This window comes from Streptomyces sp. GDS52 (assembly GCF_052246875.1).
In the GTDB taxonomy this organism is placed as follows: domain Bacteria; phylum Actinomycetota; class Actinomycetes; order Streptomycetales; family Streptomycetaceae; genus Streptomyces; species Streptomyces cathayae.
This window is the reverse complement of the sequence record NZ_CM125966.1, coordinates 880422-907220: the sequence shown is the minus strand read 5'-3', so window position 1 is coordinate 907220 and position 26799 is coordinate 880422. Positions and strand designations below refer to the sequence as shown.

At 70.7% G+C, this 26799-nt stretch carries 22 protein-coding genes and 4 pseudogenes; 15 read left to right on the top strand and 11 right to left on the bottom strand.

What is annotated here, in order from left to right; genetic code table 11:
• Positions 1 to 91: 91 nt before the first annotated feature.
• Together ACTWJ9_RS04130 and ACTWJ9_RS04125 are read left to right on the top strand one after the other, a co-directional pair.
• Positions 92 to 1087, top strand: a pseudogene (locus ACTWJ9_RS04130) (IS481 family transposase); the annotation flags it as partial.
• A 608-nt stretch (positions 1088 to 1695) separates the two neighbouring features.
• Positions 1696 to 1917, top strand: coding sequence for a hypothetical protein (locus ACTWJ9_RS04125; protein WP_279332669.1), 222 nt, complete (start codon positions 1696 to 1698; stop codon positions 1915 to 1917).
• A 312-nt stretch (positions 1918 to 2229) separates the two neighbouring features.
• On the opposite strand, the gene ACTWJ9_RS04120 is transcribed toward ACTWJ9_RS04125, so the two are convergent.
• Genes ACTWJ9_RS04120 through ACTWJ9_RS04110 form a run of 3 tightly spaced genes read right to left on the bottom strand, consistent with a single transcriptional unit; the run spans position 2230 to position 5677 of the window.
• Entirely contained in the window at positions 2230 to 3429 is a 1200-nt protein-coding gene (locus ACTWJ9_RS04120; RefSeq protein ID WP_279332668.1) for a CaiB/BaiF CoA transferase family protein, read from the bottom strand.
• Positions 3426 to 4544, bottom strand: a complete 1119-nt coding sequence (locus ACTWJ9_RS04115; protein WP_279332667.1) for an acyl-CoA/acyl-ACP dehydrogenase — start codon at positions 4542 to 4544, stop codon at positions 3426 to 3428. Before ACTWJ9_RS04115 ends, ACTWJ9_RS04120 begins: the two co-directional genes overlap by 4 nt.
• The gene (locus tag ACTWJ9_RS04110) at positions 4544 to 5677 is read right to left on the bottom strand and encodes an acyl-CoA dehydrogenase family protein (RefSeq protein WP_279332666.1); all 1134 of its coding nucleotides are present in this window, start codon (positions 5675 to 5677) and stop codon (positions 4544 to 4546) included. The genes ACTWJ9_RS04115 and ACTWJ9_RS04110 overlap by 1 nt, the downstream gene beginning before the upstream one ends.
• 180 nt (positions 5678 to 5857) lie before the next feature.
• Here ACTWJ9_RS04110 and ACTWJ9_RS04105 point away from each other — a divergent pair, with 180 nt between their 5' ends.
• Positions 5858 to 6604, top strand: coding sequence for a helix-turn-helix domain-containing protein (locus tag ACTWJ9_RS04105; RefSeq protein ID WP_279332665.1), 747 nt, complete (start codon positions 5858 to 5860; stop codon positions 6602 to 6604).
• Positions 6605 to 6819: 215 nt separating this feature from the next.
• The gene (locus tag ACTWJ9_RS04100) at positions 6820 to 7620 is read left to right on the top strand and encodes a crotonase/enoyl-CoA hydratase family protein (protein ID WP_279332664.1); all 801 of its coding nucleotides are present in this window, start codon (positions 6820 to 6822) and stop codon (positions 7618 to 7620) included.
• A 129-nt stretch (positions 7621 to 7749) separates the two neighbouring features.
• On the opposite strand, the pseudogene ACTWJ9_RS04095 reads toward ACTWJ9_RS04100, so the two are convergent.
• The 3 genes and pseudogenes from ACTWJ9_RS04095 to ACTWJ9_RS04085 form a co-directional block, all read right to left on the bottom strand.
• Positions 7750 to 8199 (bottom strand): annotated as a pseudogene (locus ACTWJ9_RS04095) (ISAzo13-like element transposase-related protein); the annotation flags it as partial.
• A gap of 52 nt (positions 8200 to 8251) precedes the next feature.
• Positions 8252 to 9033 (bottom strand): annotated as a pseudogene (locus ACTWJ9_RS04090) (IS256 family transposase); the annotation flags it as partial.
• Between the two features lie 177 nt (positions 9034 to 9210).
• On the bottom strand, positions 9211 to 9357 hold the full coding sequence (locus ACTWJ9_RS04085) for a hypothetical protein (protein ID WP_384199495.1): 147 nt from the start codon (positions 9355 to 9357) through the stop codon (positions 9211 to 9213).
• A gap of 138 nt (positions 9358 to 9495) precedes the next feature.
• Here ACTWJ9_RS04085 and ACTWJ9_RS04080 point away from each other — a divergent pair, with 138 nt between their 5' ends.
• The 7 genes and pseudogenes from ACTWJ9_RS04080 (at position 9496) to ACTWJ9_RS04050 (ending at position 16505) form a co-directional block, all read left to right on the top strand.
• Entirely contained in the window at positions 9496 to 10260 is a 765-nt protein-coding gene (locus ACTWJ9_RS04080) for an IclR family transcriptional regulator (protein ID WP_279332662.1), read from the top strand.
• Between the two features lie 91 nt (positions 10261 to 10351).
• Positions 10352 to 11200 (top strand): 2-keto-4-pentenoate hydratase, encoded by an 849-nt coding sequence (locus ACTWJ9_RS04075; RefSeq protein WP_279332661.1) that lies wholly within the window; start codon positions 10352 to 10354, stop codon positions 11198 to 11200.
• Positions 11197 to 12144 (top strand): acetaldehyde dehydrogenase (acetylating), encoded by a 948-nt coding sequence (locus ACTWJ9_RS04070; protein ID WP_279332660.1) that lies wholly within the window; start codon positions 11197 to 11199, stop codon positions 12142 to 12144. The genes ACTWJ9_RS04075 and ACTWJ9_RS04070 overlap by 4 nt, the downstream gene beginning before the upstream one ends.
• Positions 12141 to 13154, top strand: coding sequence for a 4-hydroxy-2-oxovalerate aldolase (gene dmpG / locus ACTWJ9_RS04065; RefSeq protein WP_279332658.1), 1014 nt, complete (start codon positions 12141 to 12143; stop codon positions 13152 to 13154). The genes ACTWJ9_RS04070 and dmpG overlap by 4 nt, the downstream gene beginning before the upstream one ends.
• A gap of 934 nt (positions 13155 to 14088) precedes the next feature.
• The gene (locus ACTWJ9_RS04060) at positions 14089 to 14637 is read left to right on the top strand and encodes a transposase (RefSeq protein WP_443295850.1); all 549 of its coding nucleotides are present in this window, start codon (positions 14089 to 14091) and stop codon (positions 14635 to 14637) included.
• Positions 14532 to 15485, top strand: a pseudogene (locus tag ACTWJ9_RS04055) (amidohydrolase family protein); the annotation flags it as partial. The gene ACTWJ9_RS04060 and the pseudogene ACTWJ9_RS04055, both read left to right, overlap by 106 nt.
• An 18-nt stretch (positions 15486 to 15503) precedes the next feature.
• Positions 15504 to 16505: a TIGR03842 family LLM class F420-dependent oxidoreductase gene (locus ACTWJ9_RS04050; RefSeq protein WP_388705161.1), complete on the top strand. Its 1002-nt coding sequence runs from the start codon at positions 15504 to 15506 to the stop codon at positions 16503 to 16505.
• A 25-nt stretch (positions 16506 to 16530) separates the two neighbouring features.
• On the opposite strand, the gene ACTWJ9_RS04045 is transcribed toward ACTWJ9_RS04050, so the two are convergent.
• The 5 genes from ACTWJ9_RS04045 to ACTWJ9_RS04025 all read right to left on the bottom strand — a co-directional run bounded on the left by ACTWJ9_RS04045 (position 16531) and on the right by ACTWJ9_RS04025 (position 22706).
• Entirely contained in the window at positions 16531 to 17370 is an 840-nt protein-coding gene (locus tag ACTWJ9_RS04045; RefSeq protein ID WP_387036870.1) for a CAP domain-containing protein, read from the bottom strand.
• Positions 17371 to 17776: 406 nt separating this feature from the next.
• Positions 17777 to 18442 carry a hypothetical protein gene (locus ACTWJ9_RS04040; RefSeq protein WP_387036872.1) on the bottom strand — a complete coding sequence of 222 codons (666 nt, stop codon included), beginning with the start codon at positions 18440 to 18442 and terminating at the stop codon, positions 17777 to 17779.
• Between the two features lie 269 nt (positions 18443 to 18711).
• Complete coding sequence (locus tag ACTWJ9_RS04035; protein ID WP_387036874.1) at positions 18712 to 19527, bottom strand: SAM-dependent methyltransferase; 816 nt, start codon at positions 19525 to 19527, stop codon at positions 18712 to 18714.
• 153 nt (positions 19528 to 19680) lie between these two features.
• On the bottom strand, positions 19681 to 20436 hold the full coding sequence (locus ACTWJ9_RS04030; protein WP_387036876.1) for a sulfite exporter TauE/SafE family protein: 756 nt from the start codon (positions 20434 to 20436) through the stop codon (positions 19681 to 19683).
• Between the two features lie 146 nt (positions 20437 to 20582).
• The gene (locus tag ACTWJ9_RS04025; protein WP_443295206.1) at positions 20583 to 22706 is read right to left on the bottom strand and encodes an MMPL family transporter; all 2124 of its coding nucleotides are present in this window, start codon (positions 22704 to 22706) and stop codon (positions 20583 to 20585) included.
• A 74-nt stretch (positions 22707 to 22780) separates the two neighbouring features.
• Between ACTWJ9_RS04025 and ACTWJ9_RS04020 the strand changes: the two genes are divergently transcribed.
• The 4 genes from ACTWJ9_RS04020 (at position 22781) to ACTWJ9_RS04005 (ending at position 26407) form a co-directional block, all read left to right on the top strand.
• Positions 22781 to 23278 (top strand): MarR family winged helix-turn-helix transcriptional regulator, encoded by a 498-nt coding sequence (locus ACTWJ9_RS04020; protein ID WP_279332651.1) that lies wholly within the window; start codon positions 22781 to 22783, stop codon positions 23276 to 23278.
• Positions 23279 to 23495: 217 nt separating this feature from the next.
• Positions 23496 to 24341 (top strand): inositol monophosphatase family protein, encoded by an 846-nt coding sequence (locus tag ACTWJ9_RS04015; protein WP_279332650.1) that lies wholly within the window; start codon positions 23496 to 23498, stop codon positions 24339 to 24341.
• 147 nt (positions 24342 to 24488) lie between these two features.
• A complete protein-coding gene (locus ACTWJ9_RS04010; RefSeq protein ID WP_443295849.1) occupies positions 24489 to 25898 on the top strand; it encodes a phytoene desaturase family protein in 1410 nt (469 codons plus the stop codon).
• Positions 25895 to 26407, top strand: a complete 513-nt coding sequence (locus ACTWJ9_RS04005; RefSeq protein WP_387036881.1) for an O-acetyl-ADP-ribose deacetylase — start codon at positions 25895 to 25897, stop codon at positions 26405 to 26407. The genes ACTWJ9_RS04010 and ACTWJ9_RS04005 overlap by 4 nt, the downstream gene beginning before the upstream one ends.
• Positions 26408 to 26799 lie beyond the last annotated feature (392 nt).

Sequence of the window (26799 nt, the reverse complement as noted above, 5' to 3'; positions counted from 1 at the left end):
GCCTGACCGTTTGTGCTCGGGACATGGTTGACACGTTCGGCTGAACGTTCGCCATCTCCCGCCCGGCGGTGAGGCAGGGGGGCTTCCGTCGGTGGTCGTGGATGTACAGCAGTTGGTCGAGTACCGCTGCCGGGCTGTCCGCGAAGTGCTCGGCGGGTCTCCGACCGGTGAGGTCGCGGCCCGGTATGGCGCCTCGCGTCAGACGTTGCACAGCCGGCGGCGTCGGTTCGAGCAGGAGGGCATGCCCGGCCTGCTGGACCGCTCGCGGCGCCCGCGGAACAGTCCCACGCGTCTGTCCGCCGAGGCGGAAGCCGAGATCTGCGAGCTGCGCCGCCGGCCTCCCCGGTGGGGCGCCCGCCGGATCTCGCACGAACTCGCGCGCCGCGGGCTGGAGCCGGCGCCGTCGCGAGCCACGGTCCACCGGGTGCTGTCCCGCAACGGACTGGTGCGCGTCCGGGAACAGCGGTATCCGCGCAAGTACCGCCGGTGGCAGCGCGAGGCGCCCATGCACCTGTGGCAGATGGACCTGGTGGGCGGGGTTCCGCTGGCCGACGGGCGGGAGTGCAGGACGGTCGCCGGCATCGACGACCACTCCCGGTTCGTCGTGATCGCCTCCGTCGTGGCCGTGCCCGGCGCCCGCGCGGTGTGCTCGGCCTTCACCGCGGCGATGCGCCGCTGCGGGGTGCCGTTCGAGGTCCTGACCGACAACGGCAAGCAGTTCACCGGCCGGCACACCCGTCCCCAGCCGGTGGAGGTGCTCTTCGAGCGGATCTGCCGGGAGAACGGCATCACCCAGCGGCTGGCCGAGCCGGGCTCGCCCACCACCACGGGCAAGATCGAGCGTTTTCACCGCACCCTGCGCGAGGAGTTCCTCGATCATGTGGTGCCGTTCGAGTCGCTGGCCGCCGCCCAGGAAGGGATCGACGGCCGGGTGCACGCCTACAACCACCAGCGTCCGCACCAGGCGCTGGACATGGTCACTCCCGTCGGTCTCTTCCGGCCCCACACCCCCGTCCGCCGGAACGACGAGCCTCCCGAACAGACGCTGGACGAGCCGGAGTTGTCCGTCGAGGTCGTCGAAGTGCCGGTGCTGCCGCCGCAGGGGACCGCGGTCGAGTGCGACGTGCGGGTGCCGCCCAGCGGCGAGATCACCCTGGGGACGGGCAGGCAGCGGGTGGGCATCCACCAGGCGCTGGCCGGCAGGACGCTGACCGTCTGGGCGAACCACCGCAGCGTCCGCTTCCTCCTCGACGGGCACCTGGTCACCACCGTCCCGTCCCGGCTGCGGCCGGAGGACATCGCCTACTTGACCATGCGCTACGGCGCCCGCCCGGCCGGTGCCGAGCCCGCACCCGCCGCGCTGCCCAGGACCGGCAGCGGGACGGCCGTCCTCGCCGCCGGCGAACCGGTCGAGGTCGACCGCAAGGTGCTGCGCGACGGGATCCTCTGCCTGGCCGGCGGCCGCCACCAGGTCGGGTTCGCCCTCGCCGGCCGCACGGTCACCCTCCGGCTGGACGGGCGCCTCGTGCACGCCATCGCCGACGACGCGCTGAGGGGAACGGGGCCCCGTCCCGTTCCGGCCGACCGTCTGGGGCAGATCCGCGGGGCGCGGACGGCGACGTCCCCGCTGCCCCTCCGCCCCTGCCGGCCGGGGCCGTCCGGGCCCAGCGGAAGGTGCATGCGAGCGGCCGTTTCATGATCAACGGCCAGTTCATCAAGCTCGGCCCGCGGCATGCCGGAAAGATCGTCACCGTCGTCATCGAGGACACCCACTACCGGATCCTGCACGGCGAGGGCGAACTCGCAGTCCGGCCCCGCGAGAACCCCGGACCGATCACCAGGCTCTACGTCAAAGGCATGGGCACCCAGAAGGACCGTCAAGGATCTCCTGACGACAAACCGTCAGGGAAGTCCTGAGACCTCACACCGACACACGGCCCGGGCGCGGCGCGCCGAGTGCTCTTCGAGCAGAGCTTCGACCATCGCGTCGGCTGTGACCGTTCGGTGCGACTGGCTGGCGCCGTGAGGGGGAGCAGCAGATGGTGGCCCTGGGCAGGGGCAGTTTATCCGAGCCCAGGATCTTGATGCTGGGACGAGCCTTTGCTCGGCCTGCGCCTCGGGAGCGAGGGCAACATCGCGTGGGTGGACTCGCGCTCTGACCGGGGCCAGCTATCACTGGCCCCGGTCAGAGCCCTTGGAAGAATCGATGTGCAGCCAGCAGACGCGCGCTCAGTCAGCCGAAGCGACGACACGGTCGTCGTGCAACTGGGTGATCTCCTCGGCGGCGAACCCGGCCTCGGCGAGGATCTCGCGGGTGTGCTCGCCCAGCCGGGGTGCGGGTCGGGGCGCAGCGGCCGGAACGCCCATGTCGATGGGTGAGCGAGCCAGCCGCACCGGTCCCATGCCGGGCTGGTGGATGGTCTGGAAAAAGTCGGTGGCCACCAGTTGCGGATCGCTGAACAGGTCCTCGATCGTGTTGACGGGTCCGTGCGGGATGTCCGCCTCCTCGAAGGCCGCCTCCCATTCCGCCGTCGTCCGGGTCGCAATCTCATTTGCCAGCAGGGCGTAGAGCTCGTCGATGTGCCGCGTGCGGGCATTGATGTCATGGAAGCGGGGGTCGTCGCCGAGGTCGGTACGCCCGATGAGCCGGAAGAAGGAGAGCCACTGCTTGTCGGCGTAGATCATCACCGCGAGGTAGCCGTCTTTGGTGGCGTAGGGCCGGCGGTGCGGCGAGTCGGTGCGGGGGTAGCCGGTCGGGCCGTTCGGTGGGTCGGTGACCCAGCCACCCTGGCGGTCCAGCAACATGAAGGCGGCCATGGCCTCAAACATCGGGACCTCGACCGCGCGCCCCTCGCCGGTGACATCCCGTGATCGCAGCGCCGCACAAGCGGCTGCCGCGCCGTAGATGCCCATCACCTTGTCGGCGACGGCAGAGCGCCAGTACGCCGGCTCGGCACCGCCGACAGCCTGCGCCATCGCGACTCCACTGCCCGCCTGAATGACATCGTCGTACGCCGGCCGGTCCGCCCACGGGCCGCCGGCGCCGTAGCCGCGGAAGGCGCAGTGCACGAGGCTGGGGTTCACTACAGACAGGTCCTCCCAGGTGATGCCGAGCCTGGCAGCCGCCGGCGGACGCACGTTGTGCAGGAGGAGATCGGTGCGGCGTACCAGCGCATGGAGCACCTCGCGGGCACCCGCCGCTTTAAGGTCGAGCGCCAGAGAGCGCTTCCCACCGTTCGCATTGATGAAGATGGGACCCAGACCGGTGCGGCCGACGTCGCCGATGCCGCGCACCTGGTCGCCCTCGAGCGCCTCGACCTTGATCACTTCGGCACCCCAACCCGCGAGGATCTGGGCGGCGTACGGCCCCATGAACACCGTGCTCAGGTCGAGCACGCGGACGCCCTCGAGCGGCAGTGAGGCTGTCATGCCGCGCCCCCTCGGCCGAGCACGACATCCCACAGGGCGGTCGGGTCGCGGCGCAGGAGCTCGCCAAGCCGGCGGTCGAAGGAGCGGGTGGTGCCGAACTCGCTGCGCCAGTCGAGCACCGGCAAGGTGAAAAGCTGCAGCGGGTGCTCCTGAGTGGTGCCGATCGCGCCGTGGACCTGGTGCGCGTTGCGCACGACGACTGACGCCGCGTGGCCGACGCACGAGCGGGCGACAGCGACCCTGCCGGGGGCGGCGCCACCGGCCAGGTCGGTGGCGGCAGCTTCGAGCACCGCAGCGTCCACCGCCGCCCGCGCCAGCGCAGCCTGCGCCGCGGCGTCGGCGACCAGCTGCTGGACCGCTTGGAACCTCGCGAGCGGCCGGCCGAATTGAACACGGACCGAGGTGTGCTCGATGCACAAGTCCACCGCGCGGTCTATGGCCCCGACACATTGCGCTGCTCGGGCCAATGCGCCGCGCAGCCGCAGTTGCTCCACGATCGCGGCCGGCACGGCCGTGCCGGCGGGCAGTGGACCGATCAGTCGGAGGTGCGCTCGCTGCTGGCCCGAGTTGGTGGGCGCGGGAGCGGTCTCGGTGATCGACCGCAGTTCCGTGTCACCGAGTTCGACGACGGAGAAGTCGTGGCCCGACGGCGCGACCACGACCACCCTCTCCGCGTCCTGAAGCCACGGGACGGAGTCGGCCGCGCCTCCCTCGTCCAGCAGGGCGACGGTCCGCGGAACGGTCGGGTCCTCGACCGGTAGCCCGGCCGTACGCAGCAGCCATCCGGCGAGCAGATCGGTCTCGGCGAGCGGCAGGTGTCGCGCCGCGGCGGCGCTTTCGCCGAGGAGGGCGGCCGCCTCGAGCCAGCTCGCACCCGACCCGCCCTCCGCCTCGGGCGCGGTCAGGGAGGTAAGGCCGAGATCGCTGAGCTGGCGCCACAGCGTCTTGTCCAGCTTGACGCCGGTGATCGCTTGGGACAGTCGCTCGGTCATGTCACCGCCGAGGACGTCGCGCATCATCGCGCGCAGGTCCGGATCGACGGTGGTCGGCGTCTGGTTCATCGGCTCTGTCATGTTCTGGGTCGTCCCACTGTCCGTCGTCTCGATGCCGCTCATCAGCGCATTCCCAGGCCGCGGGCGATGACGCCGCGCAGGATCTCGTTGGTGCCACCACGCAAGGTGAACCCCGGGCGCTGCTGCACCGCGCGCCGCGTCAGGTTGGCGGCGGGATCGGTGGAGCCGGCCGGGAGGCTGAGATCGACCAGGTCGGCGAGGTCGCCCTCGAGTGTGGTGCCGAGCACCTTGACCAGTGCAGCCGGCACATCGGCGCGCTCACCACGCTGCAGAGCGGCGGCGATGGAGAGCGACATCTGGTGCAGGCCTGCGAGCCGCGCGGTGACGCGTCCCGCCTCGGCCGTGTCGAGTATGAGGTCGTCGCGCCCGAGGATGGCGGCTGCCAGGGGGTAGGTGGACAGGAACCGCTCAGGGCCGCTCCGCTCGTAGGAGAGCTCCGAGGTCACCTGGCTCCAGCCGGCGCCGAGCTCGCCGACGACGTGGTCGTCGGCGACGTGCACGCTGTCCAGGACGATCTCGTTGAAGTGGTGCTGGCCGTTCGCCGAGATGACCGGCCGAATCTGGACGCCCGGGTCCTTGAGCTGGACCAGCAGCTGGCTGAGGCCGGAGTGGCGGTCGCCCCGATCATTCGCCGCGGTCGGCGGTGAGGTGCGCACGAGTGCGATGAAGGCGTCGGCCTCGTGGCCGCCAGAGGTCCAGAGCTTGGTGCCGTGGACCCGCCAACCACCGTCCACGCGCTCGGCTCGGGTGCGTACGCTCGCGAGATCCGAACCCGAGTCGGGCTCGGACATGCCGATGCCGAAGAAGACCTCGCCGGCCGCGATGCGTGGGAGGTAGGTGTTCTTGAGGGTCTCGCTCCCGAAGCGCAGCAGCGTCGGAGCGACCTGGCGGTCGGCGATCCAGTGGGCGGCGACCGGCGCGCCCGCGGCGAGGAGCTCCTCGGTCACGACGAACCGCTCGAGGAAGCTCCGACCGTGACCGCCGTACTCCTTCGGGATCGTCATGCCCAGCCAACCGCGGCGGGCGAGTGCGCGGGTGAACTCGATGTCCCACCCACTGAGCCAGCTGTCAACGTCAGGGGTGAAGGCGCCGGCGGCGAGCTGTGAGCCCAGGAACTCCCGCACTTCCAGCCGCAGATCGATCAGCGCCTCGGGTTCGAGGACCGGAGCGGGCATGAGCGAAGGCACAAGGAACCGTCCTACGAGTATGAGGTGCAAGATACGTAACTACGTAAATTCGTGTACTGTTATACACGTGCCCACCTGCCGGGTCAACGGTGGCAGGCACGGTGGGGATGGCAACGGAGCGCCGTCGCGTACGAGAGCATGGGCGCCCAAAGCGAGCGAGGAGATCGGATGGGAGAGTCGGAGCGGCCTACGCGGGTGCGCCCGCGCCACAGGATGGTGGATCGGGTAGCGGCCATCCTGGAGGCCGTCGCGCGGTCGGACGGCCTGTCCCTGACCGAGATCGCCCGTCGCCTCGACGCGCCGGTCTCGTCTGCGCAGGGGCTCGTGAACGGACTGGTGGCGACCGGGTATCTCGACGAGCGAGGGCGCGTCTATCAGCTGGGCGTGGCGCCGTACTTCATCAACCTGTTGGCCGGCCGGCCGGCCGTCCATCGGGTCGGCCACGACGACCTTCTGGCGTTGCACGCCGAGACGGGCAACACCGCCGTCGTTGCGGTGGCCGTCGGAGCGGACGTGGTCTATCTCGACCACTGCTCCACCGAACCGCGCACGGCCTACCTCGCGGAGCGGTTCATCCGGCGCCAACTCATCCGCACCTCGACGGGTTGGCTGCTGCTCGCGGACTGGGAGCAGCGCGACCTGTGGGCCTACCTCGAGACCCTTGGGCCCGAGGACAGTGATCGGGTAGAGCGATTCCTCGGAGCCATGGACAAAATCCGCTCCGGGGGCGTGCTCGTTCTGCCCGGCGCGGCGGAGAACCCCGACCTCGACGGCATCGCCGTACCGGTGCGTGAGCGTGGGCGCGTCGTTGCCGCGGTGGGCGTCGTCGGCCCGCGAAGCGCCCTGGTGCCGCATCAGGACGAGATCGCGGACGCGCTGCGCAGGCACGCGGCGATCTGGCACGCCCGGGGGTGAGTGCAGGCGCCGCGACGCGCGCTGACGGGCTGCGCGAGGAGCCAGGAGGTGACCACAGTTACGTAAGTACGTAACGGCCACCATAAACCAGTATGATCGGTGATCTTGCGTCGGCACGGGCCCCGATCGCGGCACCGCAAGCTGGTGGCCCGCCCGAACTGAGGGACCGCCCGTATCGACTCCGAGTCCCGCCCCCGGAGAAGGGAACACGCCTGATGGACCACCTCTTGCTGATCGAACGCCAGGACCACGTGGAGACCTGGACCATCAATCTGCCCGAGCAGCGGAACCCGATCTCGGGGGAGGACATGATCGACGCCTTCGAAGCGAACCTCGATCGCGTCAACGCGGACCTCGACGTGCGTTGCGTGGTGCTCACCGGTGCAGGGTCCGCCTTCTCGGCTGGCGGCAACGTCACCGACATGCGGGCCAAGACCGGCATGTTCGCGGGCGGCCCGTGGGAGTTGCGCAACGGCTACCGCCGCGGCATCCAACGCCTTCCACTCGCCATGCAGGCCAGCGAGGTTCCGATGATCGCCGCCGTCAACGGACCGGCGGTTGGTGCGGGCTGTGACCTGGCGATGATGTGCGACCTGCGAATCGCCTCCACCAAAGGCTGGTTCGCCGAGAGCTTCGTGCAGCTCGGCATTATCCCCGGAGACGGCGGCGCGTGGTTCCTCACGCACGCGATCGGTCCCCAGCGGGCAGCAGAGATGGCCCTCACCGGCGACCGGGTCGACGCGGCCACTGCGCTGGAATGGGGGCTGGTTACCCGCGTCGTCGACCCCCAGGACCTTCTCCCTGCGGCGCACGAACTGGCACGCCGTGTAGCGAAGAACCCGGCGCACTCGACGCGGATGGCCAAGCGGCTATTGCGGGAGTCTCAGCTCAATCCGCTCGCCACGGTGCTGGAGCTCTCGGCCACGATGCAGGCCATCTCGCACCACACCGCCGACCATGACGAGGCCATGACGGCACTGACGGAGAAGCGCGCCGGCCAGTACACCGGTCGATGATCCAGGATCGCTGCCGGGACGTCCGCGCGACCTGAACACGCTCGTTTCAGAACACCGACGCCGACGTCGGCTCCATCGACGGTGGCTAAGCTTGTTGTTTGACCTCGGGTGACACCCGAGGTCAAACAACAAGCTGAAGCCCTCCTGCTTGAGCAGCCGGCCCACCGTCGGCGCGGACACCGGGTGCCCCTGCCGGGTCAGCTCCCCGGCCAGGTTGCGCAGCGACTTCGTCGTCCACCGCAGCGGAGACTGAGGATCTCCCCGCTCGTCCGGCTCGACCAGGCCCAACAAGGCTTTGAGCAGGGCAGGATCGTTGGCTTCAGCCCGCTTGCGGCCTCCGCCTGGTGCACGCACCCGGCCGTCCGGCAGCGGCCCGGCCCCCGCTTCCAGCTCTGATACTCCACGACGCACGGTCGTCTCGCTGACCTGCGCGATCCGCGCTACCGCCCGTACGCCGCCGTGCCCGAGCAACCGGGCTTCGGTAACCAGGGCCAGCCGCCGCTGCCACTCGTTCAAGTGGGGCAACAACACTGAGAATCTGCACTGGAGTCGGGAACAGATCTCCTCCGGAACCGCCATGCCCTGACAACGAGCCTGTCCCTGCAAAGCAGCACCTTGATTCTTTACGGCTTCTGTGCACCCAGCACCGCTGATGGCGGGTCGCGGGGAACACCTCGTTCAACGCGTTCCAGAAGCCGAGCACTCCGTCGCCGACGGCCAGGACGGGGGCACGCATGCCCCGGCGGGCACAGTCCCGCATCAGTCCTGCCCATGCCTCGGAGGACTCGCGGTAGCCGTCGGTCATCGCGATCAGTTCCTTGGTGCCGTCCGCCCGCACGCCGACCATGACCAGGACGGCGGCCTTCGCCTCCTCCAGGCGAATGCGCAGGTGAACGCCGTCAGCCCAGACGTAAACGTAGTCCGTGGCCGACAGATCGCGTTCCATGAACGCCTTGTGGTCGGCCTGCCACTGCGCGGTCAGCCGCGTGACTGTCGCGGGTGAGAGGCCGGCGGAGGAGCCAAGAAACTGCTCCAGCGCGGGCACGAAGTCCCCGGACGACAGACCGTGCAAGTAGAGCAGCGGCAGCACCTCGCTGATCTTCGGGGACTTGCGGGCCCAGGGCGGCTGGGGGCACCTCCCGGCCGAAGGCTGGGGGAGATCGTCGAGGAGAACCGCTTGCGCTCACCGGTGGCCTCGTCGATGCGCTTGTCGTTGACCCGCGGGGCCCTCACTTCGATCGCCCCGGCCGCGGTCGTCACCTTCCGCGGCTGATGGAAGCCGTTGCGCACGACCAGACGGCGGCCGGAATCGTCCCGCTGACCGGCCAACTCAGCTATATAGGAGTTGACTTCTGCTTCCAGGGCGGCGGCCGGCGTCCGCCTCGCGCCCTCGCGGACGATCTCGTCAATCAGGGAGCCGTGTGGCGTCGTTCCGTCTTCGTCTGACTACCGTGAGCACGGGCGTGCCCTCCCGACCGACGCAGCGAACGTCGGCCTACTCGATGACCGTCACAGGATCAATTCGGGAAGGTACGCCCTTCGCGTGCCGACCCGAGGCCGATCCACAGGTCTTGAGCATTGCTCGGCCCTCTACTGACCCGCGATCGCCTCCAGCGCCAGCAGGCCGCGGGCGAGTGTCTGGGAGCCGGCGGTCCTTCCCTGGACGCCGCCCTGCGCCGTCAAGCCCCGGGCGGTCTCGCTCCCTCGCATGCTCGAGGCCACCTGATCGTCACTCATTCCGGCAGTCTACGGCTGCGCGATGACGGCCTGGCACCTCCGCCCACGCCCTGCGTGATCCGATCGCCATAGAATCGGATCACGCAGGCAGGCCATAACGTGGAGGGACACGCGCGGCGGCGAGAAGTGGAGGCAGGCGTGGGCGGGGCCGCACCGAGCGGTGTGCTGAGCAAGGCACTCGCCGTGCTGCAGGCGTTCAGCGTCGAGGACAACACCCTCGGCTTCGCCGAGTTGCAGCGTCGCACCGGCCTCCCCAAGGGCACTTTGCACCGCACGCTCGGCGATCTGGTGGCCGCGCGCCTGCTCGACCGGGTACAGGGCCGCTACCGTCTGTCCAGCCTGGTCTTCGAACTGGGGATGCGCGCCTCGGTCGAGCGCGGCCTGCTGGAGGTGGCGACCCCCTTCATGGAGGACCTGTACGTGCGCACGCACGAACTGGTCCACCTGGGCATCCGCGAGGGCGCCGAGGTGGTCTATGTGGCGAAGATGGGCGGGCACCAGCAGGTTGACTCCCCCTCCCGGCTCGGCGGGCGCATGCCGCTGCACTCCACTGCCCTCGGCAAGGTCCTCCTCGCCCACGCACCCGCCGATGTCCGTGAGTCGGTGCTGCGCCGACCACTGGAACGCCGGGCCCCCCGGACCATCACCAACGTCGACGTCCTCACGCGCCAGCTGTCCGACATCGCCGCGAAGGGCGTCGCGTTCGAGTACGAGGAGTCGGCGGTCGGCATCGTCTGCGTCGCGTCCGGGATCTTCGGCCCGTCGGACGAGATCGTGGGCGCGGTCAGTGTGACGGGCCCCGTGCACCGCTTCCGGCCCACCCGGCACGCCAACAGCATCCGGGCGGCGGCGGGCGGCATCACCGCCACCCTCGGCCGACGCGAGGAACTCCTGCGGCACTGACCCCCCGGTGTTGCCCGGCGGACAGGCCCGTGTTCCGTCGCGCGGAACTTTTTCCTGGGCGTCGCGGGCCTCGAGTCTCCAAGCTGAGGGCATGAACGAGACTCCCCGTGGCAGCGACGCCGTGGCAAAGGCGGCTCAGCGCCTGTTGGCAGCCGCCGCCGACCGCGTGCCCTGCTCCCCGGTCCGCGACCTGATCGGCAGCGACGACGTGAAGGCGGCGTACGCCGTCCAGGAGCTGCTCACCGCACACCGTACGGAGACCGGCGCGCGCGTCACGGGACGCAAGATCGGCCTCACCTCGCCCGCCGTCCAGGCCCAACTCGGCGTGGACCAACCTGACTTCGGTGTCCTCTTCGACGACATGCAGGTCGCCGACGGCACCCTCGTGCCGACCGGGCGGCTGCTCCAGCCGAAGGTCGAGGCCGAGATCGCGTTCGTGCTCGGCGCGGACCTCGCCGAGGGCCCCCTGGACGCGGAGCAGATCCGGGACGCCGTGGCGTACGCCGTCCCGGCCCTGGAGATCGTCGACAGCCGGATCGCCGGCTGGGACATCACCTTCGGCGACACCGTCGCCGACAACGGCTCCAGCGCCCTGTACGTGCTCGGGTCGTCGACGAAGACCATGGCCGAGTTCGAGCCGGTGACCGCCGCCATGACGCTCACCCGGGGCTGTGAGACCGTCTCCAGCGGTGACGGCGCGGCCTGCCTCGGCGATCCGCTGACGGCGCTCGCCTGGCTGGCGCGGACCGCACGCGGGGTCGGTGACCCGCTGCGCGCGGGCCAGGTCGTGCTCTCCGGTGCCCTCGGCCCGATGGTCGTCGCCGAGCCCGGTGACACGTTCACCGCCGAGATCAGCGGCCTCGGGTCCGTCTCCGTCCGCTTCCCCGTGTCCCCCGAGGGCGACGCGCTCTCCGACTCCGACGAAGGAACCTCCGTATGAAGACCAAGGTGGCCATCATCGGCTCGGGCAACATCGGCACCGACCTGATGATCAAGGTGCTGCGCCTGTCCGACACCTTGGAGGCAGGCGCGATGGTCGGCATCGACCCCGCCTCCGACGGGCTCGCCCGCGCCCGGCGGCTCGGCGTCCCGGTCACGGCCGAGGGTGTCGAGGGCCTGGTCCGCATGGACGGCTTCGAGGACATCAAGATCGTCTTCGATGCCACGTCCGCCAAGGCCCATGTGACCAACGCCGCCGTCCTCGCCCCGCACGGCAAGCAGCTCATCGACCTGACACCAGCCGCGATCGGCCCGATGGTGATCCCCGCGGTCAACCTCACCGAGCACGTTGCTGCGGACAACGTCAACATGGTCACCTGCGGCGGTCAGGCCACGATCCCGGTCGTCGCCGCGATCTCCCAGGTGGCTCCGGTGCCGTACGCGGAGATCGTCGCGTCCATCGCGTCGAAGAGCGCAGGCCCCGGTACCCGCGCCAACATCGACGAATTCACCGAGACCACGAGCCACGCCATCGAGAGGGTCGGCGGCGCGGGGCGCGGCAAGGCCGTCATCATCCTCAACCCGGCCGAGCCCCCGCTGATCATGCGGGACACCGTGCTCGCCCTGGTGAACGCACCGGAAAGGGTCACACACGAGGCGATCCGCGCCTCCATCGCCTCGATGGTCGAGCAGGTGTCGGCGTACGTGCCCGGCTACCGGCTCAAGCGACAGGTGCAGATCACCCCGGTACCCGCCGACCAGCCGGTGCACACCCTGACCTCGGACCCGGTCACCCACCAGGTGTCGGTCTTTCTCGAGGTCGAGGGCGCCGCCCACTACCTGCCGGCCTACGCCGGCAACCTCGACATCATGACCAGCGCGGCCGTCCGCATGGCCGAGGCCATGGCCGCCCACAGCAACGAACTTCAGGGAGCGGGCGCATGACCGTCGACAGGCTCTTCATCCAGGACGTCACCCTGCGGGACGGCATGCACGCCATCCGCCACCGCATCGAGCCCGAGCAGCTCGGCCGGATCGTGGCCGCGCTCGACGCCGCGGGCGTCGACGGCATCGAGGTCTCCCACGGCGACGGCCTCGCCGGCGGCTCCCTCAACTACGGTCCGGGCAGCCACACCGACTGGGAGTGGATCGAGACCGCCGCCGCCCACATCAAGACCGCCCGCCTCACTACGCTGCTGCTGCCCGGCATCGGCACCATCGAGGAGCTCAAGCAGGCGTACGCGCTCGGCGTCCGCTCGGTGCGTGTGGCCACCCACTGCACCGAGGCCGACGTCTCCGCGCAGCACATCGCCACCGCCCGCGAGCTGGGCATGGACGTGTCCGGCTTCCTGATGATGAGCCACATGACCGACGCCAAGACGCTCGCCGGGCAAGCCAAGCTCATGGAGTCGTACGGCGCGCACTGCGTCTACGTCACCGATTCCGGCGGCCGTCTGATGATGGACGGCGTCCGCGACCGCATCCGCGCCTACCGGGACGTCCTCGACCCGGCGACCGAGATCGGCGTCCACGCCCACGAGAACCTCTCCCTCTCGGTCGCCAACTCGATGATCGCGGTGGAGGAGGGCGTCACCCGGGTCGACGCCTCGCTGGCGGGCCAGGGCGCGGGTGCGGGCAACACCCCGCTGGAGGCGTTCATCGCCGTGGCCGATCTCAACGGCTGGGCCCACGGCTGCGACCTGTTCGGGCTGCAGGACGCCGCCGACGACCTGGTGCGTCCGCTGCAGGACCGTCCGGTGCGCGTCGACCGCGAGACCCTCACCCTCGGCTACGCCGGCGTCTACGGCTCCTTCCTGCGCCACGCCGAGACTGCGGCCGAGCGGTACGGCGTCGACGTGCGCACCATCCTCGTGGAGGTCGGTAAGCGCGGCCTTGTCGGCGGCCAGGAAGACATGATCGTCGATGTGGCGCTGGGGCTGGCCGAGTCCCACTGACCCGCGGGGGACGGCACGGCAGTTCCCGGACAGCGGCCGTGCCGTCGCCCGTGTCCGCAGACCCGACCCGCTTGTCGCGTGCCGGTGGACGACGCTCGTCGGCGCCGAGTCCGGAACGTCGCCGCGAGCCGAGCCGCCCGGGCGACTTCCTCCGGCGAGGCGCGGGCAGTTCGGTCCAGCCGCAGCAGGCCCCCGCCCTGACGGGCGGTGGCGTGGCCGAAGACTCCATCGGGGACACCCACGTGACGGTGGGCGGAGGCGTGCTCTCCACGCCGACCGGCTCGAAGAGGCAGCCACGTCGGAAGCAACACCTGTGCCGGCGGCTACGGGTTGTCCAAGGTGAACGGCACTGCGACGGTCGGACCGCCCGGCATCGACGCCGGCACCTCATTCACCACCGACTTCACCGGATCCGTGATGCGCGGCGGCACCGGCACGGGGAGCGCTACCGCAGACAAGAGGATGTCGTTTGGCGCGAGGCGGTGCGCACGCTGGGGATCCGGAAAAGCTCAGGGCCCTCGCTGAAGAGTGGCTTGGGGACGTGCCCGGAGAAGCGCAGTTGTACGAGGAGCGCCTTGCCGCTCTCGACGAGGAACTGGAGCGAAGCCAGCGCTTGCGGAAGAAGAAGCTTGTCGCCTTGGCCGAAGTCCTGGCCGCGGATGAGAGCGACGATGCCGAGACGGAACTGGAGATTAAGGCGTCCATCGCAGAGGTGAAGGATGAGCTTCAGAGCAAGGAGCGCCGGCTTCGTGATCTGAGGGCGGATGCGGCTGAACGCCTTTTGGAGGTTCAGCAGCGGGAGGAGCGAGTTCACGAGGTCGTCGAGCAGGCCCTTGATGTGACTCCCCGACTCGGTGCTCTGGAATTCGCCGAGAGGTTGGATCTGCTTGATCTTGTCGACATCGAAGTTCGCGTCACCAGCCACGTTCCCGGAATGCTACGAAACGTTGGTTGCCCCTTCGAGGGATGGTTCGAGGAGCGGGGGCTGCTCGTACCCCCGGAGCTGACGGACGATGAATGGAAGCGGGTTGAAGCGTGCTTTCCGGTCCCCAGGAAGAAGACTCGCATCGTTCCGCCTCGGGTGGCGTTCGAGGCATCCCTCTACAAGGTGCGTCACGGGCTGCAGTGGAAGGACCTGCCCGAGGAGGTTCTGCAGGGCCACCGGCCGAACAGCATCTACCAGCGGGTCCTGGGGTATCTGAAGGACGGCTCCTGGGGAGCCGCGGTGCGCGCGCTGGGCGACTATGAAGGAACGCCGGTGCCGCCGCTGTACATCCTTCCCGAGCTCGACATCACCGGTACCTTCGATCCAGCCCTCGCAACCCTCCCGGAATCGCCCATGACCTGCGACGATGGCGATACGACGTGTGAGGGGGCGGCGGAACGAAAATCAAGCAATTCATGGCGTATCCAGGGGTCTTCTACTCCGACGACGGCCAGATCCTGCGCGCCATGCAGCGCTCCGCCGAGAACGGCGGCCTGATCATGATGCACGCCGAGAACGGCATCGCGATCGACGTGCTCGTCGAACAGGCGCTGGCCCGCGGCGAGACGGACCCCCGCTACCACGGCGAGGTCCGCAAGGCCCTGCTGGAGGCCGAGGCCACCCACCGTGCCATCCGGCTCGCCCAGGTCGCCGGCGCCCCACTGTACGTCGTGCACGTCTCCGCCGCCGAGGCGGTCGCCGAGCTGACCCGGGCCCGTGACGAGGGCCTGAACGTCTTCGGCGAGACATGTCCCCAGTACCTGTTCCTGTCCACCGACAACCTCGCCGAGCCGGACTTCGAGGGCGCCAAGTACGTGTGCAGCACACCCCTGAGGCCGAGGGAACACCAGGCATCCCTGTGGCGGGCGCTGCGCACCGACGACCTCCAGGTGGTCTCCACCGACCACTGCCCCTTCTGCTTCACCGGCCAGAAGGACCTCGGCCGCGGCGACTTCTCCAAGATCCCCAACGGCATGCCGGGCGTGGAGAACCGGATGGACCTGCTCCACCAGGCCGTCGTCGACGGGCACCTCACCCGCCGCCGCTGGATCGAGATCGCCTGCGCCACCCCGGCCCGCATGTTCGGCCTCTACCCGAAGAAGGGCACCCTCGCCCCGGGCGCCGACGCCGACGTGGTGATCTACGACCCGCACGCCGAGCAGGTCATCTCCGCGAAGACGCACCACATGAACGTCGACTACTCGGCGTACGAGGGCACACGCGTCACCGGCCGCGTCGAGACCGTCCTCTCGCGCGGCGAACCGGTCATCACCGAGCGGGAGTACACCGGACGCGCCGGACACGGCGTCTACACCCCGCGTTCCACCTGCCAGTACCTCTACTAGGAGCCAGGAGCGGTGCGCATGGACTTCGGACTCGTTCTGCAGACCGATCCGCCGGCCTCGCGGGTGGTCGACCTGATGCGGCGCGCGGAGCGCAACGGCTTCACGCACGGCTGGACCTTCGACTCCGCCGTGCTGTGGCAGGAGCCGTTCGTGATCCACAGCCAGATCCTGGCCGGCACCACCGGGCTGAAGGTCGGCCCGATGGTCACCAACCCGGCCACCCGCACCTGGGAGGTCACCGCCTCCACCTTCGCCACCCTCAACGACATGTTCGGCAACCGCACCGTCTGCGGCATCGGCCGCGGCGACTCCGCGATGCGGGTCGCCGGACGCAGACCCAGCACCCTGGCCCGCTTGGGTGAGGCGATCGACGCGATCCGCGACCTCGCCGAGGGGCGCGAGGCCGAGGTCGACGGGCAGCCGCTGCGGATCCCGTGGGTGAGGGACGGCAGGCTGCCGGTCTGGATGGCGGCGTACGGGCCGAAGGCGCTCGCCCTCGCCGGGCGGAAGGCCGACGGCTTCATCCTGCAGCTCGCCGACCCGTATCTGACCGAGTGGATGGTGAAGGCGGTACGGGCCGCGGCCGCGGAGGCGGGGCGCGACCCCGCCTCCGTGACCGTCTGCGTCGCCGCCCCGGCGTACGTCGGCGACGATCTGGCGCACGCCCGCGACCAGTGCCGCTGGTTCGGCGGCATGGTCGGCAACCACGTCGCGGACCTGGTCGCCCGCTACGGCGAGCACTCGGACCTGGTCCCCGAGGCGCTGACGTCGTACATCAAGGAACGGCACGGCTACGACTACAGCCACCACGGGCGTGCCGGCAACCCGTCCACGGACTTCGTCACCGACGAGATCGTCGACCGGTTCTGCCTGCTCGGCCCGGCCGAGGCGCACATCGAGAAGCTGGAGGCGCTGCGCGGGCTGGGTGTGGACCAGTTCGCCGTGTACGACATGCACGACGCGCAGGAGGCGACGATCGACGCGTACGGCGCAGAGGTCATCCCGGCCCTCAGCCGCTGACCGGTCCCTGCGACCCCTGCGGCGACTACCGGGCCGTGCCGAAGTTCTGGGTCCAGTAGGAGCCGGGCTGTGCGAGACCGACACCGATCTCCTCGAACGAGCAGTTGAGGATGTTCTTCTTGTGACCGGGACTGGACATCCAGCCGGCCATCACCTGCTCGGGAGAGGAGTAGCCGTAGGCGACGTTCTCGCCGTAGGTGCTCCAGGTGTAGCCGGCGCGGGTGATGCGGTCGGCGGGCGAGGATCCGTCCGAGCCGGTGTGCGACATGGTGCGGCTCGACGCCATGTCCGCGCTGTGGTTCTGCGCGGCCTCGGTCAGGGTGGCGTTCACCTTCACCGGGGAGCAGCCGGCCTTGCCGCGCTCGGCGTTGACGAGTTCCACGACCTCGGCGACGGCTCCGGAGGCCGCGGCACCGCCGGTCGCGGCGGGGCTCGGGGCGGCGGGGGTGGGCTCGGGGGCGGCCGTGGTGGGCTTCGGAGCCGCTGTGGTGGGCCTGGCGACGGATGCCTCGCGGACCGTCTTCTTCGGCTTGTGCGCCTTCGTCTTGTGTGTCTTCGGGTTGTGCGTCGGCTCGGCGCCGCTGTGCCGCGGCGCCCCGCCCTTCGAGGCGTCCGCGGTGGCGGTCGGCGTGTGCGACGGCGCCGCCGTGGGCCCGCCGTGCGGCTTGCCGTCCCACCGGTGGTGCCGGTCGGCGTCGCCCCACCTGTCCTCGGCCGCGGCGGGGGCGGCGGTGTCCTGCTGCCGCTGTCCGCTGCCGGGCCAGTCGGCACAGGCCAGGGCGACCGAGGGTATCCCCACGGCGCCCATGGCGACTGCCGTGACGACCGTCCGCCGGTACCGCCGCTGACGACGATGCTTTCCCATGAATGACCTCACCCCTGTTGTCCGGAGACTGGTCATTCTTGGGACGGCCCGACGCGGGGCGCAAAGGGCTGTTGCACTACTGCGCTTCGTAGGTCTGCGGGGGTCTTGCGGCAAGCGGAAGACCATGCCGACCTGCTCGCGACGGGCCCGTCGGGATGCCTGCCGCCTCGTCAGGAGCCGCCGCCCGGCGCACGAACCACGGACCCGGGCCGCCCGCCGGATCACCGTCCGCCTCGGCCCGCCCCTCTTTCATGTCAAGACGGATAAATCCCCCATGTCGCCGGAGCGGGTCCTACTAAGCGGCTTGCGTAGATCGAGGACGTGCGTGAGGGATGTCACGGAACCATGAATTCCGGTCTTCTGTCGGAGGCCTGCGGCGCCCGGCGTGCTTCGAGGACGGGCCGGGTCAGCCCCGCCCCTCCAGCAGCGTCGCCATCGCCTCCTTGGCGGCCTTGATGGCGCCCTTGTTGATCTCGTCCGTGGAGGGCGCCTTCTTCGACTCGAAGTCGCTGCCGTTGTAGGTGACGATCACCAGCGCGTTGGAGGCGCGGGCCACCACCACGCCCTCACGGGTCTGCTGCTTGTCCTGGGTGGCGAGGTTCACGACGGAGTACGCCGCGTCACCGAGCCCGGGGACCGGGCCGCCGCCGCTCTTGTCCTTCAGCCGTCTCCCGTAGGACTGTTCGGCCGCGTCGTCCGACTGTAGAACCTCGAAGGAGACGTCGAGCCAGCGGTACTCGTAGCCCTCGAGCGCGTTCCAGGAACAGGTCCTGCGCAGCTTGGAGTCGGTGGACTTGATCTCCTTGCCGGACGCCTTGGCCCCCGGCACGAGGGATGTGACGGTCTTCTCGGCGACGCTGCCGCAGGGGACGGGAGCGGCGGTGTACGTCATGGGCACCGTCGTCGTCGACGGAGCGGAGGCGGACTGGGTCGGCGTTCCCCCGGCCGTTCTCTTCTCCGCCGCCTGCGGCTCGGAGGACGGTCCGGAGGACAGTGCCCAGCCCGCAGCGGCGAGGACGACCACCGGGGACAGGCGCGCGGCCAGCGCTATCGGCAGAGGAAAAGAACGCACGTCGCACTTCTCGTGGGGGTCGGTGCGGAAGGGGGCCCGCACAGCGGACGGGACGCCAGTCTCACACGCTTCCGGGTGGGGTGGAAGGGCGAACTCGCTCCGTGGGCGGAGGGTGACAGGGGCGTACCGGCGGGAGCGGCGGTTTGCCGTACTTCCCCTGCGTTCAGGCGAATTGCGGCAGCGCGGCAGCGCGGCAGCGCGGCAGCGCGGGAGCGCCGGACGCGGGCGGTCGCGGTGTTCCCACCGCGACCGCACGGGGCGTCAGCGGGTCACGGCTTGCGGGCGAGACCGCCGTGCTCGGCGATGAGCGCGGAGTCGGGGGTCTCGGCCTCCGGACGCCACAGGGGGACCGAGACGACGCCGGGCTCCAGGAGCTCCAGACCGTCGAAGAACGACGTGATCTCGTCGACGGTGCGCAGGTTGTAGGGGATGGCGCCGCTCTTGTTGTAGCCGTCCTGGGCCTGCTCGAAGCCCGGGTCGACGCCCCGGGAACCGTCGTTGACGGAGAGGTAGCTGCCGGACGGCAGCGCGTCCATCAGCCGGGTGACGATGGAGCGGGCCTGGTCGTAGTCGGCGATGTGCCCCAGGATGTTGCTGAGGATGAGGGCGGTGGGCCGGCTGAAGTCCAGCGTCTCCGAGGCGGCGGCCAGGACACGCTCCGGGTCCAGCACGCTGGAGTCGACGTAGGAGGTGGCACCCTCGGGGGTGGAGTAGAGCAGGGCGCGAGCGTGCGCCAGGACCATCGGGTCGTTGTCGACGTAGACGATCCTGCTCTCCGGCGCGATGCGCTGGGCGACCTCATGGGTGTTGTCGGCGGTCGGCAGGCCGGTCCCGATGTCCAGGAACTGCCGGATGCCGGCCTCGGAGACCAGGTACGTGATGTTGCGGCGCAGGAAGGCCCGGCTGCTGCGCGCGATGGTGACGATGCCGGGGAAGACGGCGGTGTACGCGTCGCCCGCCTCCTCGTCGACGGGATAGTTGTCCTTCCCGCCCAGCCAGTAGTTCCAGATCCGGGCCGAATGCGGCACCGAGGTGTCGATCTTCTGGTGCGCAGCGGGTCCGGGCGTCGTCGCAGGGTCGCTCATGGGTACGGTCCGTCTCTCAGCCGAGGCAGGTGTGTTCAGCCAACAGGTGTGTTCCGCACAACTTACGTCCCAACAGTGCTGTAGCGCACTCCAGTTCGCATCTCCGGTGTGGCGCGTACGGACGCGTTCCGCCCGGCACCGGGACGCACCCCCTCAGCCGTGCAGGACGAGGTAGGGCGCCAGCGCGAACAACGTGACGACGAGCGCGTACTTCAGGCTGCGGGCGGGCAGGGCGTGGGCGATCCGCCAGCCCAGGAGCACGCCGGCCAGTTCCGGGACGCCGATCAGGGCGGCCAGGGGCCAGTCGACGGCACCGTGGGCGAGATAGCCCACGGTGCCCACCCCGGCGATGACGATCGACTGGGCCTGGGCGGAGGCCAGGGACTCCAGCACGGGCACGCCGAGCGCGACCAGCAGCGGGACGGTGAGCATCGGGCCCCCGATGCCGACGACGCCGGAGACGACGGCGACGACGAACCCGAGTCCGGCCACCACGGGTGTGGACGGGCGGGCGGGCGCGGCTGCGGGCCGGTGGCGCTCGCGGTGCCACACCAGGGTGGCCACCACGGCCACGAGCACACCGAGCACCACCCCGAACGTACGAGTGGACACGAGGGAGTTGAGCAGTACCCCGACGGGAGTCCCGAGCACGGCCGTGCCGGCCAGGATCCCGGCGACGCGGCGTGTTCCCGGCTCGCGCAACTGGCCGGAACGGGTGTAGGCCGCGGTGCCCAGCACGCCGGTGGCGACATGGGTGACGATGGAGGTACCGGCCACCTCGGCGGGGGAGAGGCCGGTCAGGGTGAACAGCCCGATCGTGGGCAGCACCCCACCGGGGCCGACAGCGGTGATACCGATGCCTCCCACGAGCCCCGTCAACCCCAGCGCCACCACCACCGACACCGGCATACCGCCCCTCCCCTCCGTCTGGAGCATGCCGCTCGGAGCATTCCGCCCGGAGCATTCCGTCCGGAGCATGCCGGAGACCGGCGCGTCGGGGAACGGACGTCACACGGGGAGATCCCGTACGGGACGGACCGCGGCCTCGGCCGCCGCTACGCCGGCCGCCGGTCCGCCGTCTGCGGCTCCTCCTCCGGACGACTGTCGCCGCGGGCCAGGACGCTGGGCCACCACGCCCGGGGCCCGATGTCGATCACGAGCGCGGGCACCAGCAGCGAGCGGACCACGAGCGTGTCGAGCAGGACACCGAAGGCCACGATGAAGGCGATCTGCACGAGGAACGCCAACGGGATGACCATCAGGGCCGCGAACGTCGCGGCGAGCACCACACCCGCCGAGGTGATCACCCCGCCGGTCGTGGTCAGCCCGCGCAGCACACCCTGCCGCGAGCCGTGCGCGAGTGCCTCCTCGCGTACCCGGGACATCAGGAAGATGTTGTAGTCGACGCCGAGGGCCACCAGGAACACGAATCCGTACAGCGGGACGGAGGCGTCCGTGCCGCTGAACCCGAGGAGATGCTCGAAGACGAGGGAGGAGACCCCCAGCGTCGCCAGGAAGTTCAGCGCGACGGTCGCCACCAGCAGCACCGGTACGAGCAGCGAGCGCAGCAGGACGATCAGGATCAGCAGGATGATGCCGAGCACCACGGGAACGATCACCGTGCGGTCGTGCGCGGCGGTCTGCTGGGTGTCGTACTGCTGCGCCGTGTACCCGCCGACCAGCGCGTCGGCCCCCGGGACCGCGTGCACGTTCTCGCGCAGCCGCTCGATGGTCTCCTTGGCCGCGTCGCTGTCCGCTGCCGCGTCGAGCGTGGCGTCGATGCGCACCCGCCCGTCGACGACCTGCGGCTCACCGGCCCCGGGCCGCCCCGAGGCGGAGACCGCGCCGGCCGATGCCACGCCCTCGGTGTCCTTCGCGGCGGCCGTCACCGCGTCGGCACGGTCGGCGTCGGCGATGATGACCGCCGGATTGCCCGAGCCACCGGGGAAGTGCCTGCCGACCGTCTCCTGGGCGGCGACGGAGGGGGCGTCGTTCACGAAGATCTCGTCGAGCGGCACCCCCTTGGCGGACAGCGTGGGGGAGAAGGCCGCCAGGGCGGTGAGGACGAGTCCGGTCACGAGCCAGACGAAGCGCGGACGCGCGTTCACCCGCGCGGCCACCCGGAGCCACACCGGGTGGCCCTCCGCGGACGCGTCCGACGCCTTCGGGCGAGTGGGCCAGTAGGCGGTACGGCCCAGCAGGGCCAGCACGGCCGGCAGGAAGGTGAGCGTGGTGAGCACGGCGCACACGATGCCGATGGCGCCCACCGGTCCGAGCGCGCGGTTGTTCGTGAGGTCGCTCGCCAGGAGGGCCAGCAGCCCGAGCGCCACCGTGGCGGCACTGGCGGTGATCGCACCGAACGAGCGCCGCACCGCCACCAGGGCGGCCGCGGCCCGGTCCCCGCGCACGGCGAGTTCCTCGCGGAAGCGCGCGGCCAGGAGCAGGGCGTAGTCGGTCGCGGCGCCGATCACCAGGATGGACAGGATGCCCTGCACCTGCCCGTCGACCTGGACGATGTCCCGCTGCGCCAGCGCGTACACCACGGCACAGGCCAGTCCCAGGGCGAAGACGGAGCCGAGGATGATCACGAACGGCAGCAGGACGCTGCGGTAGACGAGCAGCAGGATCACCAGCACGGCGGCGAGCGCCACACCCAGCAGCAGTCCGTCGATGCCCGCGAACGCGTCCGACAGGTCGGCCTGGCTCGCCGCCGGGCCGGCGATCTGCGCCTCGGTGCCCGGCACCTGCTGCGCCGCCGCGCGCACCTCCCCGAGGACCGCGGGCAACTCCTCGTCCAGGCCGGGCTCGAGCTGGACGACGGCCTGCAGGGCCTGGCCGTCGTCGGAGAGCAGGGCGGGCGAGGGCCTGCCGACGACACCGGGGCTTCCGGCGAGCGCGCCGACGGATTCGGTGGCGGCCGCCCGCTGCGCCTCGGTGACCCGGGCCCCGTCCGCCGTCCAGACCACGATGGCCGGGAGGGTCTCGGCCTGGGCGAACGCCGCACGGGCCTCGAGGACCTGGGTGGACTCGGCGCTCTGCGGCAGGAACGACGCCTGGTCGTTGGTGGCCACCTCGCCCAGCTTGCCCGCGTAGGGCCCGAGCGTTCCGCCCACACCCAGCCAGACCAGCAGGAGGACGAGGGGTAGGAGCCAGCGGGCCCGGCGCGGTGCGGTTCTCATGAGGGTTCCTCACAGTGGAAGAGGTAAGTCGATGAATGAGTATCTCGATTGTCGAGTGATCTTATACTGGGATCATGAATGACTCAGGCGCCCCTTCGGTACCTCTTCCCGGAGACGACCCCACGGGGTTGCAGTCGTTCGCCGTCCTGCTGCGCCGGATGAACAACGAGTTCAACCGCGTCGCCCACGAGTTCGCCCAGGCGCACGGCCTGCATCCCACCGACGTCCAGGCCCTGGTCGCGATCCTGGACGCCGGCCAGGACGGCTCGACCGAGCCCATGACGCCGGGCAGACTGCGCAGACAGCTCAACCTCACCTCCGGCGCCGTCACCGCGTGCATCGACCGGCTGGAGAGGGTGGGACACATCCAGCGGGTCAGGGCCGCCGACGACCGCCGCGTGGTCCACCTGCACTTCGCGGAGCCGGCCAGAGGGCTGATCAGGGACTACTTCCGGCCGCTCGCGCGGAGCACGGACATCGCGCGGGGCCGCTTCACACCCGAGGAGCTCACCGTGATCGTCCGGTTCCTCGCGGAGATGAACGGGGAACTCGCCCTGCTGCGCCGCGACTGACCTCTGCTGGTCGCGGCTGATCGCGCCTGATGCGGAAGCCCTCGGCCGGCTCGACGCCCCGGACCGTGCGGTGCGCGGGGCCGAGCGGCGCGCGGGGCCGTGCGGTGGGCCGCCGAGCCCATACTCTCCCGGGCCGAGGGCCCATATTCATGTGGTTACCACCTGGAGTGCACCAGGCAGGTGGGGTTTGTCAGTGGGACATGTTCTGATGGAGCACATGATCGAGGACAACGAAACCATCGAAGAGTTTCTCACCCGGTACGCCGTCGACGTGGAGGAAGCCGTCCGCAAGGCGGCCGCACAGGAGATCATGCCGCGCTGGCGCCGGCTCGCCGACCACGAGATCGACCGCAAGTCCGGCCCGCACGACCTGGTGACCGACGCCGACCGGCAGTCCGAGCTGTACCTCACCGAGGCGCTGCGCGCCCTGCTCCCCGGCTCCGTCGTGGTGGGCGAGGAGGCGGTGCACGACAACCCGGCGTCGTACGAGGGGATACGCGGGGAGGCGCCGGTGTGGATCGTCGACCCCGTCGACGGCACCCGGCAGTTCGTGCAGGGCGACACCGGATTCTGCACCCTGGTCGCCCTCGCCCAGGGGGGAGTGATCCACGCGTCGTGGACCTACGCCCCCGCCCGCGAGGAATTCGCCACCGCCGTCCGCGGACAGGGCGCCTTCCTGGACGGGACGCGACTGCACGCGGGCTCCCCGGACCCCGGCCGCGACCTGCGGGTGGCCACCTCCCACCCGGACTTCACCACGGAAGAGCAGAAGCGCTCCCTCCTCGGCCTGCGGACGGACGGCGTGGCGCCCCGCTCCTGCGGCTCGGCCGGACTGGAGTACCTGGCCGTCGCCCGCGGCGAGTCGGACAGCACGGCGTTCTGCTGGGAGGCCGCCTGGGACCACGCGGCGGGCCTGCTCCTCGTCGAGGAGGCGGGCGGCGCCCACCTGACCCGCGCCGGCGACCCCTTCCGCATCACGGGCGGCAACGACCTCCCCTTCACCGCGGCCCGCGACGAGGCCACGGCCCGCAGGGTGGTGGGACTGCTGTCGGGCGGGGCCTGACCCCCCGGCCGGCGGCACGGCCGGCCGAGGCGCCGTCGCCCCGGGCCCCGGTGGATGTTGCCCCGGACCCGGGGCGGTGCCGGCCCACCGGCATATCCTGACCCTCCGGTTGCCGTCGGCTGACGAAGGAGCCCGAAGGTGGTGTCGATGCTCGATGTGGTCGTGGTGGGAGCGGGGCCGAACGGACTGACCGCCGCCGCGGAGCTGGCCCGGCGCGGCTTCTCCGTCGCGCTGTTCGAAGCGAGGGGCACCGTCGGCGGCGGCGCCCGCACCGAGGAACTGACCCTGCCCGGCTTCCGGCACGACCCGTGCTCCGCGGCGCACCCGCTGGGCATCAACTCACCCGCGTTCCGGACCCTTCCGCTGGAGCGCTACGGCCTCGAGTGGCTGCACGCGGACCTGCCCATGGCCCACCCCTTCCTGGACGGCACGGCGGCCGTGCTGTCCCGGTCGGTCGGCGAGACGGCCGCCTCCTTCGGCCCGCGCGACGCCGGTGCGTACCGCCGCCTGGTCGCACCCTTCCTGCCCCGATGGGACACCCTGGCCCGCGACTTCATGTCCCTGCCGCTCACCGCGCTGCCCCGCGACCCGGTCACCCTCGCCCGCTTCGGCCTCGTCGGACTGCCGCCCTCCACCTGGCTGATGCGCCGCTTCCGCGACGAGCGGGCCAGGACCCTGTTCGCCGGCCTCGTCGCCCATGTGATCGCCCCCCTCGGCGGCTTCGCCACCGGCGCCATCGGCCTGGTCTTCGCCCTCGCCGCGCACGCCCGCGGCTGGCCCGTCGCCCGCGGCGGCTCCCAGGCCATCTCCGACGCCCTCGCCGGATACCTGAAGGACCTCGGCGGCGCGATCCACACCGACTACGAGGTCAAGCGCCTGGACGACCTGCCCCCGGCCCGGGCGTACGTCTTCGACACCTCGCCCACCGCCCTGGCCCGCATCGCCGGCTTCGGCGACCACTACGCGAACTACCGCTACGGACCCGGCGTCTTCAAGATCGACTACGCGCTGGACGGCCCGGTGCCGTGGACCGCGCCCGAGGCCCGCAGGGCCACCACCGTGCAGATCGGCGCGGACAGCTCCGAGATCGGCACCGCCCTGCGCGCCGCCTCCCGCGAGGGCCGCGCCCCCGAGCGGCCGTTCCTCATCACCGTCCAGCCCAGCGTCGCCGATCCCACCCGGGCCCCGGCCGGCCGGCACACCTTCTGGGCCTACGGCCACGTCCCCAACGGCTGGACCGGCGACCTCACCGACACCGTCGAACGCCAACTGGAGCGCTTCGCCCCGGGGTTCCGCGACCGCGTCCTGGCCCGCGCCACCGCCGGCCCACCCCAACTCGCCGCCCGCAACGCCAACTACGTCGGCGGCGACATCGCCTCCGGCGCGGCCAGCGGCCTCCAGCTCCTGCTGCGCCCCAAGCTCTCCCTCTTCCCGTACTCCACCCCGCACCCGGCCGTGTTCATCTGCTCCTCGGCCACCCCGCCCGGCCCCGGCGTGCACGGCATGTCGGGACACAACGCGGCGAAGGCCGTCTGGAGGAGGCTGCGCCGGTCATGACCACCACCCTCACCCTCGTCCAGGGCGACATCACCCGCCAGCACGTCGACGCCATCGTCAACGCGGCCAACTCCTCCCTCCTCGGCGGGGGCGGCGTCGACGGCGCGATCCACCGCCGCGGCGGCCCCGCGATCCTCGAGGAGTGCCGCCGCCTGCGCGCCTCCCTCCACAGCGACGGCCTGCCCACCGGCCGGGCCGTCGCCACCACCGCGGGCGCCCTGAACGCCCGCTGGGTGATCCACACGGTGGGCCCGGTGTTCACCAGCGAGGAGGACCGCTCGGAGCTGCTGGCCTCGTGCTACCGCGAATCCCTCCGCGTGGCCGACGAGTTGGGCGCATGCACGGTCGCCTTCCCGGCCGTGTCCACCGGTGGCTACGGCTGGCCCCTGGACGACGGGGCGCGCATCGCCGTCGAGACGGTGCGGGCTGTGGAGACGGACGTCGAGGAGGTCGTGTTCGTCCTCTTCGACCGCTGGGCGTACGAGGCGTTCGCCTCGCAGGTGGGCTGACCCTCGTACGGTGCTGACGTGTGTGCTTGGCCGGGCCTCCGCCTGAGGTTGTCGTCGCGGCACGATCCACCACGGAGATTCGTGCTGTACGGCAGGATTCGGCCTTGGTCACATACGCGCAGGTCTTGTGGTGAGTCGTGCGGCTTATGAAGCGTGGAACCAGCAGTTCGGCGTTGCCGATGCGCCAGCCCGGTCGCCATCGCCGCGTCCACGGTGACTCCGACCGAGCTGATAACCGGTATGCAGGCGACGAGCAGGTCAAAGGGGAGGACGAAACCGGTGAGGCAAGAGGCGCTGAGGGCGAGGCCGATGGGTAAGTGCCGGGACAGCCCGGCCTCTGGCGAAGCAGCCGACGATATTCTTGCCGAAGATCTGGCGGCCGGATTCCACGT